Here is a 17,562-nt window from a genome sequence, read left to right as displayed (position 1 = left end):
CCCGCCCCCGGCCCTCTCGGGCCGCGTCTCCCCCGCAGTAGTCCCGCCCCCTCTCGCGCCCTCCACAGGCGCCCCACCGGCCCCCGCCGCTCCCGCAGACGCTCCAGGGGGCCGAGTCGCCCCCGCGGAAGTCCCACCCGGCCGCAGGGATCCCACCGCCCCCGCCGCCCGCGACTTGGGCACCGTGTGCACCGGCAGCAGGCTCAGCCCCCACCCACCGGCCGCCACGGCCCCCTCGAAGGCACCCGCGTCCGGCGAGAAGGCCAGACGCAGCAGGCCCCACCACCACAGCGCCCCGAAGGCCACAGCCGGTATCCAGCGGGCGGTCCGCCACACCCCGGCCGGTATTCCGCGCACGGTCCGCCACGCCACGGCCGCCACCTCCTGCCCGATGCCGGATCGGATCGAACCCGAACGCCGGCGCCACCCGGCGGCAGGGCGTCCCGGAGGCGTTCCCGCACACCGAAGGCGCTCCCGCGCACGTCGAAATCCCCTTCACCATGGCACGAATGCCCTGATGCGGGCATGTCGAGCCCCACCCGGCCGCCGCCCTAGGCCCCCACTTCAGGCGCCCCTCCCAGCTCCGCCCCGCCCTCCGGCCGCCCCGCCCAGCGCGCCACTCGACCTGTCACCGCCTCGACGTGCGAGTGCCGCGACATGCAAAAGCCCCGGCCGATCTCCCGGCCGGGGCTTTCACACACTTTTGAGTGACACCTGCACGAGGCGTCACGCCGCGTGGGATCACGCAGCGACGACGTCCACCGCTTCCGCAGGCGCCTTGATGGTCACCCGTTCCGGTGGGACACCGGCCACGGAGACAGAATTGAGCCGCGGGCGAACCGGTGCGGGCACCGGATCAGTAGCCGCTGCCGACTCGGCCAGCTCGGCGAGAGCGAGCTCGTCGCTCACCTCGCGCATGAGCTCGGACATCCGTACGTCAAGCGCGTCGCAAATAGCGGACAGCAGCTCGGAGGATGCCTCCTTCTGCCCCCGCTCCACCTCGGAGAGATAGCCGAGCGAGACTCGGGCGGACGAGGAGACTTCGCGCAGAGTACGGCCCTGGCGCTGGCGCTGCCGACGCAGCACGTCACCCAGCAGGCGACGGAGCAGAATCATCGGTGGCTCCCTCCTCGGACCGCGTAGCCGCATCCTTCACGCCCCACCGTACCGCCTTGCGCCGCGGCCGTGCGGGGAGCGATGTCGTGTTCACTCAGGGCTGTAAACATCAAAACCCCCCGTTCTGTTCCGTATCCTGTGCCCGCTCATTCTCTGCGCGTTCGCTCAAGACCTGCTCAAGGAGCAGCTCAAGCACACTCCGTACACTCTCCATACGGATTTCCGAACGGTCGCCGTTCAACCGCAACGCGGCTACTTTCCGGCTACGAGCGAAACTGCCCGCATGAGCCCCGGACCGCTCAACCCCGGCGCCGGCTCCCGCGTCAGCCCCTCCGGAACCCGCCTCGAACGCCGTGGAATCCCCCGGACCGGCGACGGCCACGAAGACCGTCCCCACCGGCTGCCCGTCCTGCTCGTCGGGCCCGGCGACGCCAGTGGTCGCGATCCCCCAGTCCGCGCCGAGGACCCTGCGCACCCCGGTCGCCATCTGCAGGGCGACCTCGGGATCCACCGCCCCACGCTCGGCCAGGAGAGTGCCGTCGACGCCCAGGACGTCTCGTTTCAGCTCGGTCGCGTACGAGGTCACGGATCCGCGGAAGACGCGCGAGGCGCCCGGCACCGAGGTGATGTCGGCGGCCACGAGGCCGCCGGTGAGCGACTCGGCGACCGCGAGGGTCTCGCCGCGCTCGGCGAGCAGCCGGAGCACCACGGCGGCGGTGGCGAGGCCGTCCGCCCCGCCACCGCCGACCGCCCCGGACGTCACTGCTCCGCCGCCGCCTCACGTTCGTCGCGGGCGGCACGCTCGGCCGCCATGCCCTGCCGGCGCAGCACCACGGCCTGCTTCACGTAGTCGAGGCCGGTGAGCACGGTCAGCGCGACCGCCACCGCCATCACCCAGAAGCGGAAGGTGGCCAGCGGCCCGGTCAGCGCCAGCACGTACATCCCGACCGCCGTGCCCTGCGCGAGGGTCTTCATCTTGCCGCCGCGGCTGGCCGGGATCACCCCGTACCGGATGACCCAGAAGCGCAGCAGGGTGATCCCGAGCTCACGCCCGAGGATCACTCCGGTCACCCACCAGGGCAGGTCGCCGAGGCTCGAGAGACAGATGAGCGCCGCCCCCATGATCGCCTTGTCGGCGATGGGGTCGGCGATCTTCCCGAAGTCCGTGACCAGGTTGTACGTGCGCGCCAGATGTCCGTCGAAGACGTCCGTGATCATGGCGACGGCGAAGGCCGCCCAGGCCCACGCGCGCCAGACGGGGTCGTAGCCGCCATCGGCGAGCAAGAGCGCCACGAAGCCCGGCACGAGGACGAGCCGGAGCATGGTCAGGATGTTCGCGATGTTCCACAGGCTGGCCTGGTTGACGGCCGCAGCGCCCAACTTGCCGCCGGGCGCCGGCCTACCGGAACCGCCCGTAGCGGATGCCGGGACTCCGGTCATCTGCCCGCCTCCTCAGAACACTCGAGCGGCTCGGCGACCAGGTCGACGCCCTGGGTGCCGATCACCTTTGCCTCGACGATACGACCCACGCTGAGGCCCTCGCTGCTGGTGAGCAGCACCTGTCCGTCCGTCTCGGGAGCCTGGTGCTCTCCGCGCCCGACGGCACCGTCCTCGTCGTCGATGGACTCGACGAGCACGTGAACCGCCTCGCCGACGCGCTCGTCCGCGCGCTGCGAGACCAGCTCCTCGGCGAGCCGCGACACCCGCGCGAGGCGCTCGGCGACGACGTCCTCGTCGAGCTTGTGCTCGTACGTCGCCGCTTCCGTGCCCTCCTCGTCGGAGTAGCCGAAGACGCCGATCGCGTCGAGACGGGCGCCGGTGAGGAATCGCTCCAGCTCGGCCAGGTCGGCCTCGCTCTCGCCGGGGAAGCCGACGATGAAGTTCGACCGGACACCGGCCTGCGGCGCCCTGTCGCGGATCGTGGAGAGCAGATCGAGGAAGCGGTCGGTGTCACCGAAGCGCCGCATGGACCGCAGCACGGCGGGCGCCGAGTGCTGGAACGAGAGATCGAAGTAGGGAACGACCTTGTCGGTGCCCGTGAGGACGTCGATGAGGCCGGGGCGCATCTCGGCGGGCTGCAGATAGCTGACGCGCACCCGCTCGATCCCGTCGACGGCGGCCAGCTCGGGCAGCAGCGTCTCCAGGAGTCGGATGTCGCCGAGGTCCTTGCCGTACGAGGTGTTGTTCTCCGAGACGAGCATGACCTCCTTGACGCCCTGCTCGGCGAGCCAGCGCGTCTCACCGAGGACGTCGCTGGGCCGGCGCGAGATGAAGGAGCCGCGGAAGGACGGGATGGCGCAGAACGAGCAGCGGCGGTCGCAGCCGGACGCCAGCTTCACCGAGGCGACGGGGTTGGATCCGAGGCGGCGGCGCAGCGGGGCACGGGGGCCGGACGCGGGCGCGAGACCCTCGGGCAGGTCCACGGGGGCGTGTCCGGGGAGCGCCACCTCGGCGCCCGCGTCCTGCCGCTCGGCAGGGCTGATCGGCAGCAGCTTGCGCCGGTCGCGCGGGGTGTGCGAGGCGTGGATGCCGCCGTTGAGGATGGTCTGGAGCCGGTCGGAGATGTCGGCGTAGTCGTCGAAGCCGAGCACGCCGTCGGCCTCGGGGAGGGCTTCCGCCAGATCCTTGCCGTAGCGCTCGGCCATGCAGCCGACGGCCACGACGGCCTGGGTTCTGCCATGGCCCTTGAGGTCATTGGCTTCGAGAAGGGCGTCGACGGAGTCCTTCTTGGCGGCTTCGACGAAGCCACAGGTGTTGACGACAGCGACGTCTGCGGCCTCGGCGTCCTCGACGAGCTCCCAGCCGTCCGCCTCCAAGCGGCCTGCGAGCTCCTCCGAGTCCACCTCGTTACGGGCGCAGCCAAGAGTGACAAGGGCGACGGTACGGCGTTCGGGCATGGGCTCAAGACTACTTCGTCCCACCGACAGCACCGCCCGCGAGGGTTACCCGGAGATCATCGCCGGGCAACCCCCCGCTCATCCGACCTCGGGATCGCCCTTGGTGTAGGTGAGGCGCTCGACCTGTCCGGGCTCGAACTCGTTGTCCACCTGCTTGCCGTTCACGTACAGCTGGATCGCGCCCGCGTCGCCGAGGACGAGGTCGACCTTCTGGTTGTCCTGGAAGGTCTTCGACTCACCCTGTTCGAGGAGGCCGTCGAACATGATCCGTCCGTTGTGATCCTTCGCGGAGATCCAGCTGCGCCCGTCCGCCGCGTTGATCTTGACGGTGACCTTGTCACGCGGCGCGGCCGCGATCGCGCTGTCGGTCGGGTCGGGCTTGGGGTCGGTGGGCTTGGTGGCCTTGGGGGTCTGCGTGGGCTTGGGCTTGCCGGTGGCCGGTGTCGCACCTTCGGCCGCCTGCTGCTTGGCACCGTCGTCGCTTCCGCCGAACGCGGTGAACCCGACGAAGCCGATCACCGCGACGATGGCGGCGACCATGGCCGCCGTCCAGTTCGGCCGGCGTGGCTCGGACCTGATCCGCTCGGCCTCGAAGAGCGGAGCGGCCGGGGTCGGCGCGGGCCGCCCACCGTGCTCGTCGGCGAACTGGGCGAGAAGGGGTTCGGGATCCACGCCCACGGCGCGCGCCAGGGTCCGGATGTGACCGCGGGCGTAGACATCGCCGCCGCACCGCGAGAAGTCGTCCTCCTCGATCGCGTGCACGATCGGGATGCGCACCCGGGTGGACGTACTGACTTCGTCGACGGTCATCCCGGCGTCTTCGCGCGCCTGACGGAGGACGCGTCCGATCGAGGGGCGGTCGTCCGAGGGCGTGGGCGCCTGCTCGACGGCCGGCGGGGTCGTCGCGCGAACGTCATCCGAAGGACGGTCGTCTTCAGGGGAGTTGCCGATGGACACGGGGGCGCCTTTCGAGCGTGTAACCACCTGCTGGAGGTTCAGTCTAGGGGGGGTACGAAAGGGTGGGGCAACCGGGCGGTCAGACCTTTACGCCATCGGAATGGCCGGACAGGGAGGCCGGTCACCCCGATACTGGGACACCTACCCGTTCCCTCCCCCAACTTGACGTACGCGGAGGGGAAACGGTTGCCTCACTCTCTCTTACGAGTGAGCGTCGATCGCGAGTGTGAGCCATCCGGCGGTGTTGCGGGGCGTGCGCTGTCCCGTTGACGCGCGCCTCAGGGTTGAGCCTCCCCGCGGATCACGGCGAGCACTCCATCCAGTTCATCAGGCTTCACAAGAACATCACGTGCCTTCGAACCCTCGCTCGGCCCCACGACGTTCCGCGACTCCATGAGGTCCATGAGCCGCCCGGCCTTCGCGAAGCCGACGCGCAGCTTGCGCTGGAGCATCGACGTGGAGCCGAACTGCGTGGAAACGACCAGCTCAGCGGCCTGGCACAGCAGGTCGAGGTCATCGCCGATGTCCTCGTCGATCTCCTTCTTCTGCTTGGTCCCGACGGTGACGTCGTCCCTGAAGACGGGCGCCATCTGGTCCTTGCAGTGCTGGACGACGGCGTGGATCTCGTCCTCGGTGACGAAGGCGCCCTGCATACGGGTGGGCTTGTTCTGGCCCATCGGCAGGTACAGCCCGTCGCCCTTGCCGATCAGCTTCTCGGCGCCGGGCTGGTCGAGGATGACGCGGCTGTCGGCGAGCGAGGAGGTGGCGAAGGCGAGCCGGGAGGGGACGTTGGCCTTGATGAGGCCGGTGACGACGTCGACCGACGGGCGCTGGGTGGCGAGCACCAGGTGGATGCCGGCCGCGCGCGCGAGCTGCGTGATGCGCACGATCGAGTCCTCGACGTCGCGCGGCGCGACCATCATCAGGTCCGCGAGCTCGTCGACGATGACCAGCAGATACGGATACGTCTTCAGCTCGCGCTCGCTGCCCTCGGGCGTCTTGAGCTTGCCGTCGCGAATCGCCTGGTTGAAGTCGTCGATGTGCCGGTATCCGAACGCCGCGAGGTCGTCGTAGCGCAGGTCCATCTCGCGCACGACCCACTGCAGCGCTTCGGCGGCCCGCTTGGGGTTGGTGATGATCGGCGTGATCAGGTGCGGGATGCCCTCGTACGCGGTGAGCTCGACGCGCTTGGGGTCCACGAGGACCATGCGCACGTCCTCGGGGGTCGCCCGGCACATGATCGAGGTGATCAGGCCGTTGATGCAGGAGGACTTTCCGGAGCCGGTGGCTCCGGCGACGAGGATGTGCGGCATCTTGGCCATGTTGGCCATGACGTATCCGCCCTCGACGTCCTTGCCGAGCGCGACGAGCATCGGGTGGTCGTCCTCGGCCGCGTCGGCGAGGCGCAGCACGTCGCCCACGTTGACCATTTCGCGGTCGGTGTTCGGGATCTCGATGCCCACGGCGGACTTGCCGGGGATGGGCGAGATGATCCGGACGTCCGGGGACGCGACGGCGTAGGCGATGTTCTTGGCCAGCGCCGTGATCTTCTCGACCTTCACGGCGGGGCCGAGCTCGATCTCGTAGCGGGTGACCGTCGGGCCGCGTGTGAAGCCGGTGACGTTGGCGTCGACCTTGAACTCGGAGAAGACGTTCGACAGCGAGTCGACGACGGCGTCGTTGGCCGCGCTGCGTGACTTGCCGGGGCCGCCGCGCTCCAGGAGGTCGAGCGACGGCAGCGAGTAGGTGATGTCGCCGGACAACTGGAGCTGCTCGGCGCGCGGCGGGAGGTCGCGCAGCGCGTCGGGGGCGGACTTCGTCAGGTCGGGCACGCCGGCCTTGGCCGCCACGGGCGCGGCCGCGGGCTCAGGTGCCGGCTCCTCGGTCTCCTTCGCCGGCGCCTGCGCCCGCGCGGTGGGCACCGGCGCCGTGCGCTCCGGCGCGCTCTCCCGCTCCGTACCGACCCCCTGCGTCAGATCGGCGACCAACGGCGACGGAGGCATGCCGTGCAGCACGGCCCCGTCGAGCGCGGCAGCGGCCGCAGCGGCCACGTCGACCGCGTCCATGGGCCGGGTCACGACGGGCTGCACAGGAGTGCGCCGGGGCCTGCGCCGCTTGGAGAGCGCCTCCTGCTCCGCCTGGTCGGGGTCGTACGTCTCGGGGTCCGCCGGGCGCCGCCTGGAGCGCGCGGGCAGGGATTCGCGCCACTGGTCGTCGTAGCGCTCGTCGTCGTCCGCCGCAAAGAACGCTTCGTCCTCGGGTTCCGGATGGACGACGCCGAGCTTCACGCCGAGCAGCCGTAGTCGCTGCGGAATCGCGTTCACGGGCGTCGCGGTGACCACGAGCAGTCCGAAGACGGTGAGCAGGACGAGGAGCGGCACCGCGAGCACCTCGCCCATGGTGAAGCTCAACGGGGTGGAGGCTCCCCAGCCGATGAGCCCTCCGGCGTCCCTTATGGCCTGCATCCCGTCGGTGCGGGCGGGCGAGCCGCAGGCGATGTGGACCTGGCCGAGTACGCCGATGACGAGCGCGGACAGGCCGATCACGATGCGCCCGTTGGCCTCGGGCTTCTCGGGGTGCCGGATGAGGCGCACGGCGATGCCGCCGAGCAGCAGCGGTACGAGCAGGTCGAGACGGCCGAACGCGCCCGTGACGAGCATCTCGACGAGGTCGCCGACAGGTCCGCGCAGATTCGACCAGGTGCCCGCCGCGACGATCAGTGCCAGACCGAGGAGCAGGAGTGCGAGGCCGTCCTTGCGGTGCGCCGGGTCGAGCCCCTTGGCGCCACGGCCTATGCCGCGGAACATCGCGCCCACGCTGTGCGCGACGCCCAGCCAGAGCGCGCGCGCGAGCCGGTACACGCCCCCCGTGGGGCTGGGCACCGGCTTGGGCGCGGGCTTCTTCGCCGCGGCTTTCCTCGGGGGCGCCTTCTTGGCCGCGGGCTTCTTCGCGGCCGCCTTCTTGGCAGGGGCCTTCTTCGCCGGAGCCTTGGTCGGCGCGGCCGCCTTCTTCGCGGGCGTCTTCTTGGCTGCGGGACGTGAGGCCATGAGTGCGAGGTTACCGGTGGAGACCACTGCGGACACGTGTGCCCACTGCTTCACCCGTCCGTGTCGCGGATCGGTGTGCCCTGAGGTGACGCTTCCTCAAATCGTGGGCTGCTGCTCAGTTCTGCGAAGGAAGTGACGGTGCGCCGCTTCCCGTACCGGGCTCCAGGGCGTCAAGAGCACGGCGCAGCCCGGTGAGTTTGCGTTCGAGATGCGCGGCCGTGGCGACCGCGGCAGCGTCCGCCGACTCGTCGTCGAGCTGCTTCGAGAGCGCCTCGGCCTGCTCCTCAACGGCCGCGAGCCGCGCGGAGAGTTCGGCCAGCAGCCCGGCCGGCTCCTTGGAGTCGCCGACATCGGACTTCCCGCCGCCCTCGAGCTGGAGCCGCAGCAGGGCCGCCTGCTCCCGCAGTTGGCAGTTCTTCATGTACAGCTCGACGAAGACCGAGACCTTCGCGCGCAGGACCCACGGGTCGAACGGCTTCGAGATGTAGTCCACCGCACCGGCCGCGTACCCACGGAACGTGTGGTGCGGTCCGTGGTTGATGGCTGTGAGGAAGATGATCGGGATGTCACGTGTCCGCTCCCGACGCTTGATGTGCGCCGCGGTTTCGAAACCGTCCATTCCTGGCATCTGGACATCCAGCAGAATGACCGCGAAATCGTCCGTGAGCAGCGCTTTGAGTGCTTCCTCCCCGGACGATGCCCGCACCAGTGTCTGATCGAGCGCGGAGAGGATGGCCTCCAGCGCCAGCAGATTCTCCGGCCGGTCATCGACCAGGAGGATCTTGGCCTTCTGCACCATGGCCCGCCCTCCTCGCCCCGGCATGGGGCCGCCCCTGTCCGCAGGACTTGGGGCGACTCCGGAAGCCGCCCCAGAGGGCGACTCCCTTGCGTCGCCCGTCCTTGTGCCGGTCATGGTAGCCGCACCCCGCCCGTCGCCACACCCTGTCACCGCGATGTCACTGTGCACGTAGCACAAACGCAGTGGGAGACCAGAAGGTTCCCCGAATACCGCAGTTCTACACGGCTTCGGCCACACTCGGTCAACAACTGCTCAGCAACGCACACCTACTCTGTCACTCCCCGCGCATCCACTGCTCCATCACCGTCAGCAGATGATCCGGATCGACCGGCTTCGTGACGTAGTCGGAGGCCCCGGACTCGATGGCCTTCTCCCTGTCGCCCTTCATGGCCTTCGCCGTGAGCGCGATGATCGGCAGCCCGGCGAACTGCGGCATCCTGCGGATCGCCGTCGTCGTCGCGTAGCCGTCCATCTCCGGCATCATGATGTCCATCAGGACGACCGTCACGTCGTCGTGCTGTTCGAGGACCTCGATCCCCTCCCGGCCGTTCTCGGCGTACAGCACGGACAGGCCGTGCTGCTCCAGGACGCTGGTGAGCGCGAAGACGTTACGGATGTCGTCGTCGACGATGAGCACCTTCTCGCCACCGAAGAGGAACGTGCGTCGCTCCTGCGGCGCCCCTTCCTGACCGGTGCCCGCCCATTGCTCCTGGGCACGCTCCTGCGCGGGCGCCGGCGGCACCTGCTGCCCGGGCTGTCCCGGCAGCGCCGGCCGCTGTTCGGGCGCGGCCACCTGCCTGCGGCGCCGCCTGAAGAGCGCGGCGGGACCGTGCTGGGTGTCCTGGTACGACCTGACCTCCGGCGGCATCGACGCCTCGGGCGGCATGACCTCCATCGGCACTGCGTGCATACCCGGCTCGATGGTGGGCGCGAGCTGCGGGTAGCCCTGCGGCGGCAGTTCGCTCGCGTGCAGCGGCATGTACAGCGTGAACGTGGAGCCACGCCCGGGCTCGCTCTGCGCGTGGATCTCACCGCCGAGCAGCCGCGCGATCTCACGGCTGATGGACAGGCCGAGGCCCGTACCGCCGTACTTGCGGCTCGTCGTCCCGTCGGCCTGCTTGAACGCCTCGAAGATCACCCGCATCTTGCTGGCCGCGATGCCGATACCGGTGTCGGTCACGGAGAAGGCGATCAGGTCGCCGTCCGCCTCCCGCAGGGAGCCCGCCTCCAGGAGCTGCTCACGGATGGCGTCGGGCACGTCCGCGCCCGCCGGCCTGATGACCAGTTCGACGGCTCCGGAGTCGGTGAACTTCACCGCGTTGGACAGCAGGTTGCGCAGCACCTGGAGCAGGCGCTGTTCGTCCGTGTGGAGCGTCGCGGGCAGTTCGGGCGAGACCCGTACGGAGAAATCGAGGCCCTTCTCCGCGGTCAGCGGGCGGAAGGTGGCCTCCACGTAGTCGACGAGCTGCACCAGAGCGATGCGGGTCGGCGACACGTCCATCTTGCCCGCCTCGACCTTGGACAGGTCGAGGATGTCGTTGATCAACTGGAGCAGGTCGGAACCGGCACCATGGATCGTCTCGGCGAACTCGACCTGCTTCGGGGTCAGGTTCGAGTCCGCGTTGTCGGCGAGCAACTTGGCCAGAATCAGCAGGGAGTTGAGCGGCGTACGCAGCTCGTGCGACATGTTCGCCAGGAACTCGGACTTGTACCGCATGGAGACCGCGAGCTGCTCGGCGCGCTCCTCCAGGACCTGCCTGGCCTCTTCGATCTCCGTGTTCTTGACCTCGATGTCGCGGTTCTGCTGGGCGAGCAGCTCCGCCTTGTCCTCCAGCTCCGCGTTGGACTCCTGGAGCGCCTTCTGCCGGTTCTCCAACTCCGCCGACCGCTCGCGCAGTTGCTCGGTGAGCTCCTGCGACTGCTTGAGCAGCACCTCCGTCTTCGTGTTGACGGAGATGGTGTTCACGCTCGTCGCGATCATCTCGGCGATCTGGTTCAGGAAGTCCTTCTGGATCTGCGTGAACGGCTGGAACGTCGCCAGTTCGATCACACCGAGGACCGTCCCCTCGAAGAGCACCGGCAGCACGATGACGTGTGCGGGCGGCGCCTCCCCGAGCCCGGAAGCGATCTTCAGATAACCCTGCGGCACGTTCTCCACGAGGATCGCGCGCTTCTCCTGGGCCGCCGTCCCGATGAGCGTCTCACCGGGCCGGAACGAGGTCGGCATGGACCCCATCGAGTAGCCGTAACTGCCGAGCATGCGCAGCTCGTACGCGTCCTCGGGCGCGGAACCGGCCTCGGCCTCGTCCGTCGGCAGCGCCAGGAAGAACGCGCCGTGCTGGGCGGAGACGACCGGCGTCAGCTCGCTCATGATCAGCGAGGCCACGTCCTCCAGGTCGCGGCGGCCCTGCATGAGGCCGGAGATACGGGCCAGGTTGCCCTTCAGCCAGTCCTGCTCCTCGTTGGCGATCGTGGTGTCGCGCAGGTTGGAGATCATCTTGTTGATGTTGTCCTGGAGGACCTGGATCTCGCCCGCCGCGTCGACGTCGATCTTGAGGTTCAGGTCGCCGCGGGTCACCGCCGTGGCGACGGCCGCGATGGCGCGCACCTGACGGGTCAGGTTCCCGGCCATCTCGTTCACGGACTCGGTCAGGTCGCGCCAGGTGCCGTCGACGTCGCGCACGCGGGCCTGGCCGCCCAGCTGGCCCTCCGTACCCACCTCACGGGCGACCCGGGTCACCTGCTCGGCGAACGAGGACAACTGGTCGACCATCGTGTTGATGGTCGTCTTGAGTTCGAGGATCTCGCCCCGGGCGTCGATGTCGATCTTCTTGGTCAGGTCGCCCTTGGCGATGGCGGTCGTGACCATCGCGATGTTGCGGACCTGTCCGGTGAGGTTCGACGCCATGCCGTTCACGGACTCGGTGAGGTCCTTCCACGTACCGGAGACTCCCGGTACGCGGGCCTGCCCGCCGAGGATGCCGTCGGTGCCCACCTCGCGGGCCACGCGGGTCACCTGGTCGGCGAACGAACTCAGCGTCGTCACCATGGTGTTGACCGTGTCGGCGAGCTGCGCGACCTCTCCGCGCGCCTCGACGGTGACCTTCTTGGTGAGGTCGCCGTTGGCGACGGCCGCCGCGACCTGCGAGATGTTGCGCACCTGGCTGGTCAGGTTGTTGGCCATCAGGTTGACGTTGTCGCTGAGGTCCTTCCAGATGCCCGTGACGCCCCGCACGCGCGCCTGGCCGCCCAGCTGGCCCTCCGTACCCACCTCGCGGGCCACGCGGGTCACCTGCTCGGCGAACGACGACAGCTGGTCCACCATCGTGTTCACGGTCGTGACGAGTTCGAGGATCTCGCCCTTCGCGTCGACGGTGATCTTCTTGGACAGGTCGCCGCGGGCGACTGCCGTGGTGACCTCGGCGATGTTGCGCACCTGAAGGGTCAGGTTGTTGGCCATGCCGTTCACGGACTGCGTGAGGTCCTTCCAGGTGCCGGAGACGCCCTGGACCTCGGCCTGGCCGCCGAGGATGCCCTCCGTACCCACCTCGCGGGAGACCCGCGTGACCTGCTCGGCGAAGTTCGAGAGCTGGTCCACCATCGTGTTGAGGGTGTTCTTCAGCTCCAGGATCTCGCCGCGCGCGTCCACGTCGATCTTCTGCGACAGGTCACCCCGTGCCACCGCCGTGGCGACCTGCGCGATGTTGCGCACCTGGGCGGTGAGGTTGCCGGCCATGCCGTTCACGGAGTCGGTCAGGTCGCGCCACACACCGGCGACGCCGGGCACCTGCGCCTGACCGCCGAGCCGGCCTTCCGTACCCACCTCGCGGGCCACCCGCGTCACCTGGTCGGCGAACGCGGAGAGCTGGTCGACCATCGTGTTGATGGTGTTCTTGAGTTCGAGGATCTCGCCGCGCGCGTCCACGTCGATCTTCTGCGACAGGTCACCGCGCGCCACCGCCGTGGTCACCTGCGCGATCTGGCGCACCTGCGAAGTCAGGTTCCCCGCCATGAAGTTGACGGAGTCGGTGAGTTCCTTCCAGGTGCCGGACACGCCGTCGACCCGCGCCTGACCGCCGAGCCGGCCCTCCGTGCCCACGTCACGCGCCATGCGCGTCACCTGGTCGGCGAAGGAGGACAGCTGGTCCACCATCGTGTTCACGGTGTTCTTCAGCTGGAGCATCTCGCCGGACACGTCCACGGTGACCTTCTGCGACAGGTCGCCGTTGGCCACCGCCGTCGTCACCTGCGCGATGTTGCGGACCTGGCCCGTCAGGTTGCGGAAGGCCGTGTTGACGGAGTCCGTCAGGTCCTTCCACGTACCGGCCGCGCCCTGCACATGCGCCTGGCCGCCCAGCTCACCCTCGACACCGATCTCCCGCGCCACGCGGGTGACTTCGGAGCCGAACGCGGACAGCTGGTCCACCATCGTGTTGACGGTGTTCTTCAACTCGAGCATCTCGCCGGCGACGTCGACGGTCACCTTCTGCGAGAGATCACCGTTCGCCACCGCCGTCGTGACGGTCGCGATGTCGCGCACCTGCGTGGTCAGGTTCCGGAAGACCGTGTTCACCGAATCGGTGAGGTCCTTCCACGTCCCGGCCGCACCCGGCACGTTCGCCTGCCCGCCGAGCTGCCCTTCGGCACCGACCTCGTTGGCCACACGCGTGACCTCGTCGGCGAACGTGCGCAGCGTCTCGGTCATCTGATTGATGGTCTCGGCGAGTTGGGCGACCTCGCCGCGTGCCGACACCGTCACCTTCTGCGACAGATCACCGTTGGCGACCGCCGTCGTGACCTGCGCGATCCCGCGCACCTGGGCCGTCAGGTTGCCGGCCATAAGATTTACGGAATCGGTGAGGTCCTTCCACACACCCGCCACACCAGGCACCTGCGCCTGGCCGCCGAGCTCGCCCTCCGTGCCGACCTCGCGGGCCACGCGGGTCACCTCGGAGGAGAAGGACGACAGCTGGTCCACCATCGTGTTGACGGTGTTCTTCAGCTCGAGCATCTCGCCCGCGACGTGAACCGTGACCTTCCGGGACAGATCACCCTTGGCCACCGCGGTCGTCACGAGAGCAATGTCACGCACCTGAGCGGTCAGCCGGTACGCCATGGTGTTGACCGAATCCGTGAGATCCTTCCACGAACCGGACATACCGCGCACCCGGGCCTGACCGCCCAGCTTGCCCTCGGTGCCCACCTCACTGGCCACCCGCGTGACCTCGTCGGTGAACGTCGACAGCTGGTCCACCAGGTTGTTGACGGTGCGCCCGACCTTGAGGAACTCGCCCCGCAGAGGATGACCGTTGCCGTCCGGCACCTGCGAACGCAGCTCCATGCGCGGCGACAGATCGCCCTCCGCGACCGCCGTGAGCACCCGTCCGACCTCGGAGACCGGGCGTACGAGGTCGTCCACCAGGGCGTTCGAGGCATTGATCGCCGCAGCCCAGGAGCCCTCACAGGCGCCCGTCTCCAGCCGCTCGGTGAGCTTTCCCTCCCGCCCGACCATCCGCCGCACCCGCGACAGCTCGCCGGTGAGGTGCAGATTCCGGTCCGCGACCTCGTTGAAGACCGCCGCGATCTCGGCCATGAGGCCGTCGCCCGACACCGTGAGGCGCTTGCGGAAGTTGCCGTCCCGCATCGCCACAAGACCGGCGAGCAGTCTGTTCAGGGCAGCGGTGTCCACCGCTGTGGTCCCATTGCGCGGTTTACGCTGTTTCGCCAGGGACTGTCCGCCCTTTGCGCGCGTATTCGTGCCTCGCGACGCTGCGCCAGACTCCACTGTGTCCCTCCCGCAAGGGTCGGCCGTACTGCTCGGATTGCTCGGGTTCTCTTCGGAAGCCTGCCCAGTGTTTCACCATGGCTGAACCAGGCCATAACAGTTCGGCAGCTTCGCACACCGTCCGCACACCCTCCGGACGGAAACACAGGCGACCGGCATCCGTATGGACGGCGAAGGTAAGTAACCTTGCATGCGGCTGTCCACCCACCCCGGTCCGCCCGGCCAGGGCGGTGGCACGAGGACGACGGGCACCGGAGGGGGCGGCCGCGCCATGAGTTCGGGAGACATGGGCGTCGAGACTTGTACGACTGATACAGGGAGTTCTGTGATCACCGCGCGCGCGGCTGCCACCTTCGACCCCGTCGGGCGGTCCGTCGCGACCGCCCGCGCCTTTGTGCGCGACACCCTCCAGGGGTGGGGCTTCCCCGACATCATCGACGACGCGGTCGTCCTCACCAGTGAACTCGTGACGAACGCCGTCGTGCACGCCGGTACCTCCGCCGAGGTCCTGTGCCTGCGCACCGAGGACGGCGTACGCGTCGAGGTCGCCGACCGCTATCCGGAGCGCGAGATCCCGCTCCAGCAGTCCGCGATCAACATGGGCAACCCCGACCGGGAGGGCGGCCGCGGCCTCCAGCTCTGCGCGGCCATCGCCACCCGCTGGGGCGTCGACTACACGCCGACGCACAAACTCGTCTGGTTCCAACTCGCCCTTCCCCAGCGCTCGGTGGGCACCCGCACCGCGGGCCCCGCGCTCCCCACGGACCTCCTCCCGCTGGCCGACGGCAGAGTGCGGGTCGCCGTCGTCCAGATCGACCGCACCGGAGCCGTCGCCGCCTGGAGCGAGGACGCGGAACACCTCTTCGGATACGTCGCCGAACAGGTCATCGGTAAACCCCTCACCGACTTCGCAGCCTGGCCGCACACTCCTGGCACGAGCACGGGAATCGCCGACGCGCTGCAGTTCTCGCGCTGGGAGGGCAGCTACGGCATCCGCGGCGCCAATGGCCGCGTGACGCCCGTCTACGCCTCCCACCTGCGCGTCCGCGACGCCGGCGGCGATCCCTCCACGGTCTGCCTCCTCGTACGCGACCACGAGCGCGCCGTCCTCCAGACCCCGCTGCGCGGCCAGACCACCTCGGAGAGCGGCACGCTGTCCGAGGGCAACGCGTCCGACCCGTTCCAGGTATTCATCGGCTCACCCGCCCCTGACGACCTCGACGGCCTGCTCCAGCGCACGGTCGAACGCGCCCGCGACATGCTCGACGGCGACTCCGCCTTCCTACTCCTCGCGACCGACGACGAGACCGAGCTGGAGGTCCGCGCCTCCACGGGCCTTCCGTCGGCCCGTCAGCGCTTCGCCCGCGTCCCCGTGGAGGTGGGCCCCGGCCGCTACGGCTCGGCCCGCATGCCGGCCGTCCACGAGGACCTCACGGTCGTCCCCGGCGCCGTCCCGCTCCTCAACGGCACGGGCATGCGCTCGGTCGTCACGGTCCCGCTCAAGGTCGAGGGCCGTCTCACCGGCTCCCTCGGCGTCGCGGCCGAAGCACCCGACCGCTACTCGAACGAGGAAGCCCTCCGCCTCCAGTTCGCCGCCGACCGCATCGCCCTGGCCGTCGAGTCGGCCCGCCTCGGCGAGCTCGAAAAGCTCCGCCGCGGCTCCCTCAGCTTCCTCGTCGAGGCATCCGACCTCCTCGCCGGCACCCTCGACCGCGACCAGACCCTGGCGCTCATGGCCCAGATGACGGTCCCGACGCTCGCCACCTGGTGCGCCGTCTACACGATCGCCGACCAGTCCTCGGAGCCCTACCTCTCGTACGTGCTGCACGAGGACGAGGAGCGCATCGACGGCCTCAAGGCGCTCCTCTCCAAGATCGCCCCGCCCGACCCCGTCCCCACCCCCGGAGCCCGCGTCTGGGCGGCACCCGCCGAAGCGGCCCACCAGGCGGCTCTGCGGACGTCCAAGCGCAGCCTCGGCCTCGGCGCACCGGCGAGCGTCAGCTCGGGCATCGGCACGACCCTCGCCACGGCCTCCGCGGTCGGTGGCGAGACGGTCGTTCTCCCCCTGGTCGCCCGCAACCGCGTCATCGGCATGCTCACCCTCGGCAAGCCGTCCGACGAGCACTTCCGCCAGGAAATCCTGGAACTGGCCGAGGACTTGAGCCGCCGAGCCGCGCTCGCCCTGGACAACGCGCGCCTGTACTCGGAGCGCATGGCCATCAGCCAGTCCCTCCAGCGAAGCCTGCTCCCACCGGAGCTCCCGCACATCCCGGGCGTCGAGGTCGAGGTCATCTACCGCGCGGCCGGCGAGGGAAACGAGGTGGGCGGCGACTTCTACGACCTCTTCCCGATCCGCGACGGCGCCTACGGCTTCGCCATCGGCGACGTCTGCGGCACGGGACCGGAGGCCGCGGCGGTCACCGGCCTGGCCCGGCACGCCCTGCGCCTCCTGGCCCGCGAGGGCTTCGGCGGCCCGGCGGTCCTGGAGCGCCTGAACGCCGCGATCCTCGACGAGGGCGCCCGAAGCCGCTTCCTGACCCTCCTCTACGGCGAGTTGTGGCCACAGGAGGACGGCTCGGCGGTCCTGAAGATGGTCTGCGCCGGCCACCCGCTCCCCCTGCGCCTGCGCCAGGACGGCACGGTCGAGCCGTACGCGGAGCCGCAGCCGCTCCTCGGCGTCATGGAGGACCTGGAGCTCTATGAGCAGACGATGACGCTCGACCCGGGCGATGTCCTCCTCTGTGTCACGGACGGCATCACCGAACGCCGCGAAGGCACCCGCATGCTGGGCGACGACGGCCTGGCGGACGTCCTGACGACCTGTACGGGTCTGACGGCCGGCGCGGTGGCGGCCCGCATCATGCGCGCGGTCGAGCGTTTCGCGTCTGACGCCCCGTCGGACGACATGGCCATCCTGACCATGCGCGTCCCGGAACTCCAGAAGGACTGACATCCCCAACG

Annotated in this window: 9 protein-coding genes; 1 reads left to right on the top strand and 8 read right to left on the bottom strand. The window is 69.6% G+C overall.

Going from position 1 to position 17,562, the window contains the following annotated elements:
• Positions 1–741: 741 nt before the first annotated feature.
• From LGI35_RS31445 to LGI35_RS31410, 8 genes are all read right to left on the bottom strand, one after another.
• Positions 742–1,116, bottom strand: coding sequence for a helix-turn-helix domain-containing protein (locus LGI35_RS31445; RefSeq protein WP_100591071.1), 375 nt, complete (start codon positions 1,114–1,116; stop codon positions 742–744).
• A 109-nt stretch (positions 1,117–1,225) separates the two neighbouring features.
• Positions 1,226–1,879 (bottom strand): CinA family protein, encoded by a 654-nt coding sequence (locus tag LGI35_RS31440; RefSeq protein WP_227297664.1) that lies wholly within the window; start codon positions 1,877–1,879, stop codon positions 1,226–1,228.
• On the bottom strand, positions 1,876–2,556 hold the full coding sequence (gene pgsA / locus LGI35_RS31435; protein WP_227297661.1) for a CDP-diacylglycerol--glycerol-3-phosphate 3-phosphatidyltransferase: 681 nt from the start codon (positions 2,554–2,556) through the stop codon (positions 1,876–1,878). The genes LGI35_RS31440 and pgsA overlap by 4 nt, the downstream gene beginning before the upstream one ends.
• Complete coding sequence (gene rimO / locus LGI35_RS31430) at positions 2,553–4,013, bottom strand: 30S ribosomal protein S12 methylthiotransferase RimO (protein ID WP_227297658.1); 1,461 nt, start codon at positions 4,011–4,013, stop codon at positions 2,553–2,555. The genes pgsA and rimO overlap by 4 nt, the downstream gene beginning before the upstream one ends.
• A gap of 78 nt (positions 4,014–4,091) precedes the next feature.
• Positions 4,092–4,970 (bottom strand): helix-turn-helix domain-containing protein, encoded by an 879-nt coding sequence (locus LGI35_RS31425; RefSeq protein WP_227297638.1) that lies wholly within the window; start codon positions 4,968–4,970, stop codon positions 4,092–4,094.
• 278 nt (positions 4,971–5,248) lie between these two features.
• Positions 5,249–8,017: a DNA translocase FtsK gene (locus tag LGI35_RS31420; RefSeq protein WP_227297636.1), complete on the bottom strand. Its 2,769-nt coding sequence runs from the start codon at positions 8,015–8,017 to the stop codon at positions 5,249–5,251.
• Positions 8,018–8,132: 115 nt separating this feature from the next.
• Complete coding sequence (locus LGI35_RS31415) at positions 8,133–8,816, bottom strand: response regulator (RefSeq protein ID WP_116509145.1); 684 nt, start codon at positions 8,814–8,816, stop codon at positions 8,133–8,135.
• A 274-nt stretch (positions 8,817–9,090) separates the two neighbouring features.
• On the bottom strand, positions 9,091–14,601 hold the full coding sequence (locus LGI35_RS31410; protein ID WP_227297634.1) for a HAMP domain-containing protein: 5,511 nt from the start codon (positions 14,599–14,601) through the stop codon (positions 9,091–9,093).
• Between the two features lie 271 nt (positions 14,602–14,872).
• Here LGI35_RS31410 and LGI35_RS31405 point away from each other — a divergent pair, with 271 nt between their 5' ends.
• A complete protein-coding gene (locus LGI35_RS31405; RefSeq protein ID WP_227297630.1) occupies positions 14,873–17,551 on the top strand; it encodes a SpoIIE family protein phosphatase in 2,679 nt (892 codons plus the stop codon).
• The last annotated feature ends 11 nt before the right edge of the window (positions 17,552–17,562 follow it).

It is taken from the genome of Streptomyces longhuiensis (genome assembly GCF_020616555.1).
Taxonomy (GTDB): Bacteria; Actinomycetota; Actinomycetes; order Streptomycetales; family Streptomycetaceae; genus Streptomyces; species Streptomyces longhuiensis.
Note: the sequence above shows the minus strand (reverse complement) of the source record. Positions and strands in the feature narration are given on the sequence as shown.

Coding starts and splice junctions, on each gene's coding strand:
- LGI35_RS31445 (WP_100591071.1), bottom strand. CDS start 1,116: ATGATTCTGCTCCGTCGCCTGCTGGGTGACGTGCTGCGTCGGCAGCGC.
- pgsA (WP_227297661.1), bottom strand. CDS start 2,556: ATGACCGGAGTCCCGGCATCCGCTACGGGCGGTTCCGGTAGGCCGGCG.
- rimO (WP_227297658.1), bottom strand. CDS start 4,013: ATGCCCGAACGCCGTACCGTCGCCCTTGTCACTCTTGGCTGCGCCCGT.
- LGI35_RS31420 (WP_227297636.1), bottom strand. CDS start 8,017: ATGGCCTCACGTCCCGCAGCCAAGAAGACGCCCGCGAAGAAGGCGGCC.
- LGI35_RS31415 (WP_116509145.1), bottom strand. CDS start 8,816: ATGGTGCAGAAGGCCAAGATCCTCCTGGTCGATGACCGGCCGGAGAAT.
- LGI35_RS31405 (WP_227297630.1), top strand. CDS start 14,873: ATGAGTTCGGGAGACATGGGCGTCGAGACTTGTACGACTGATACAGGG.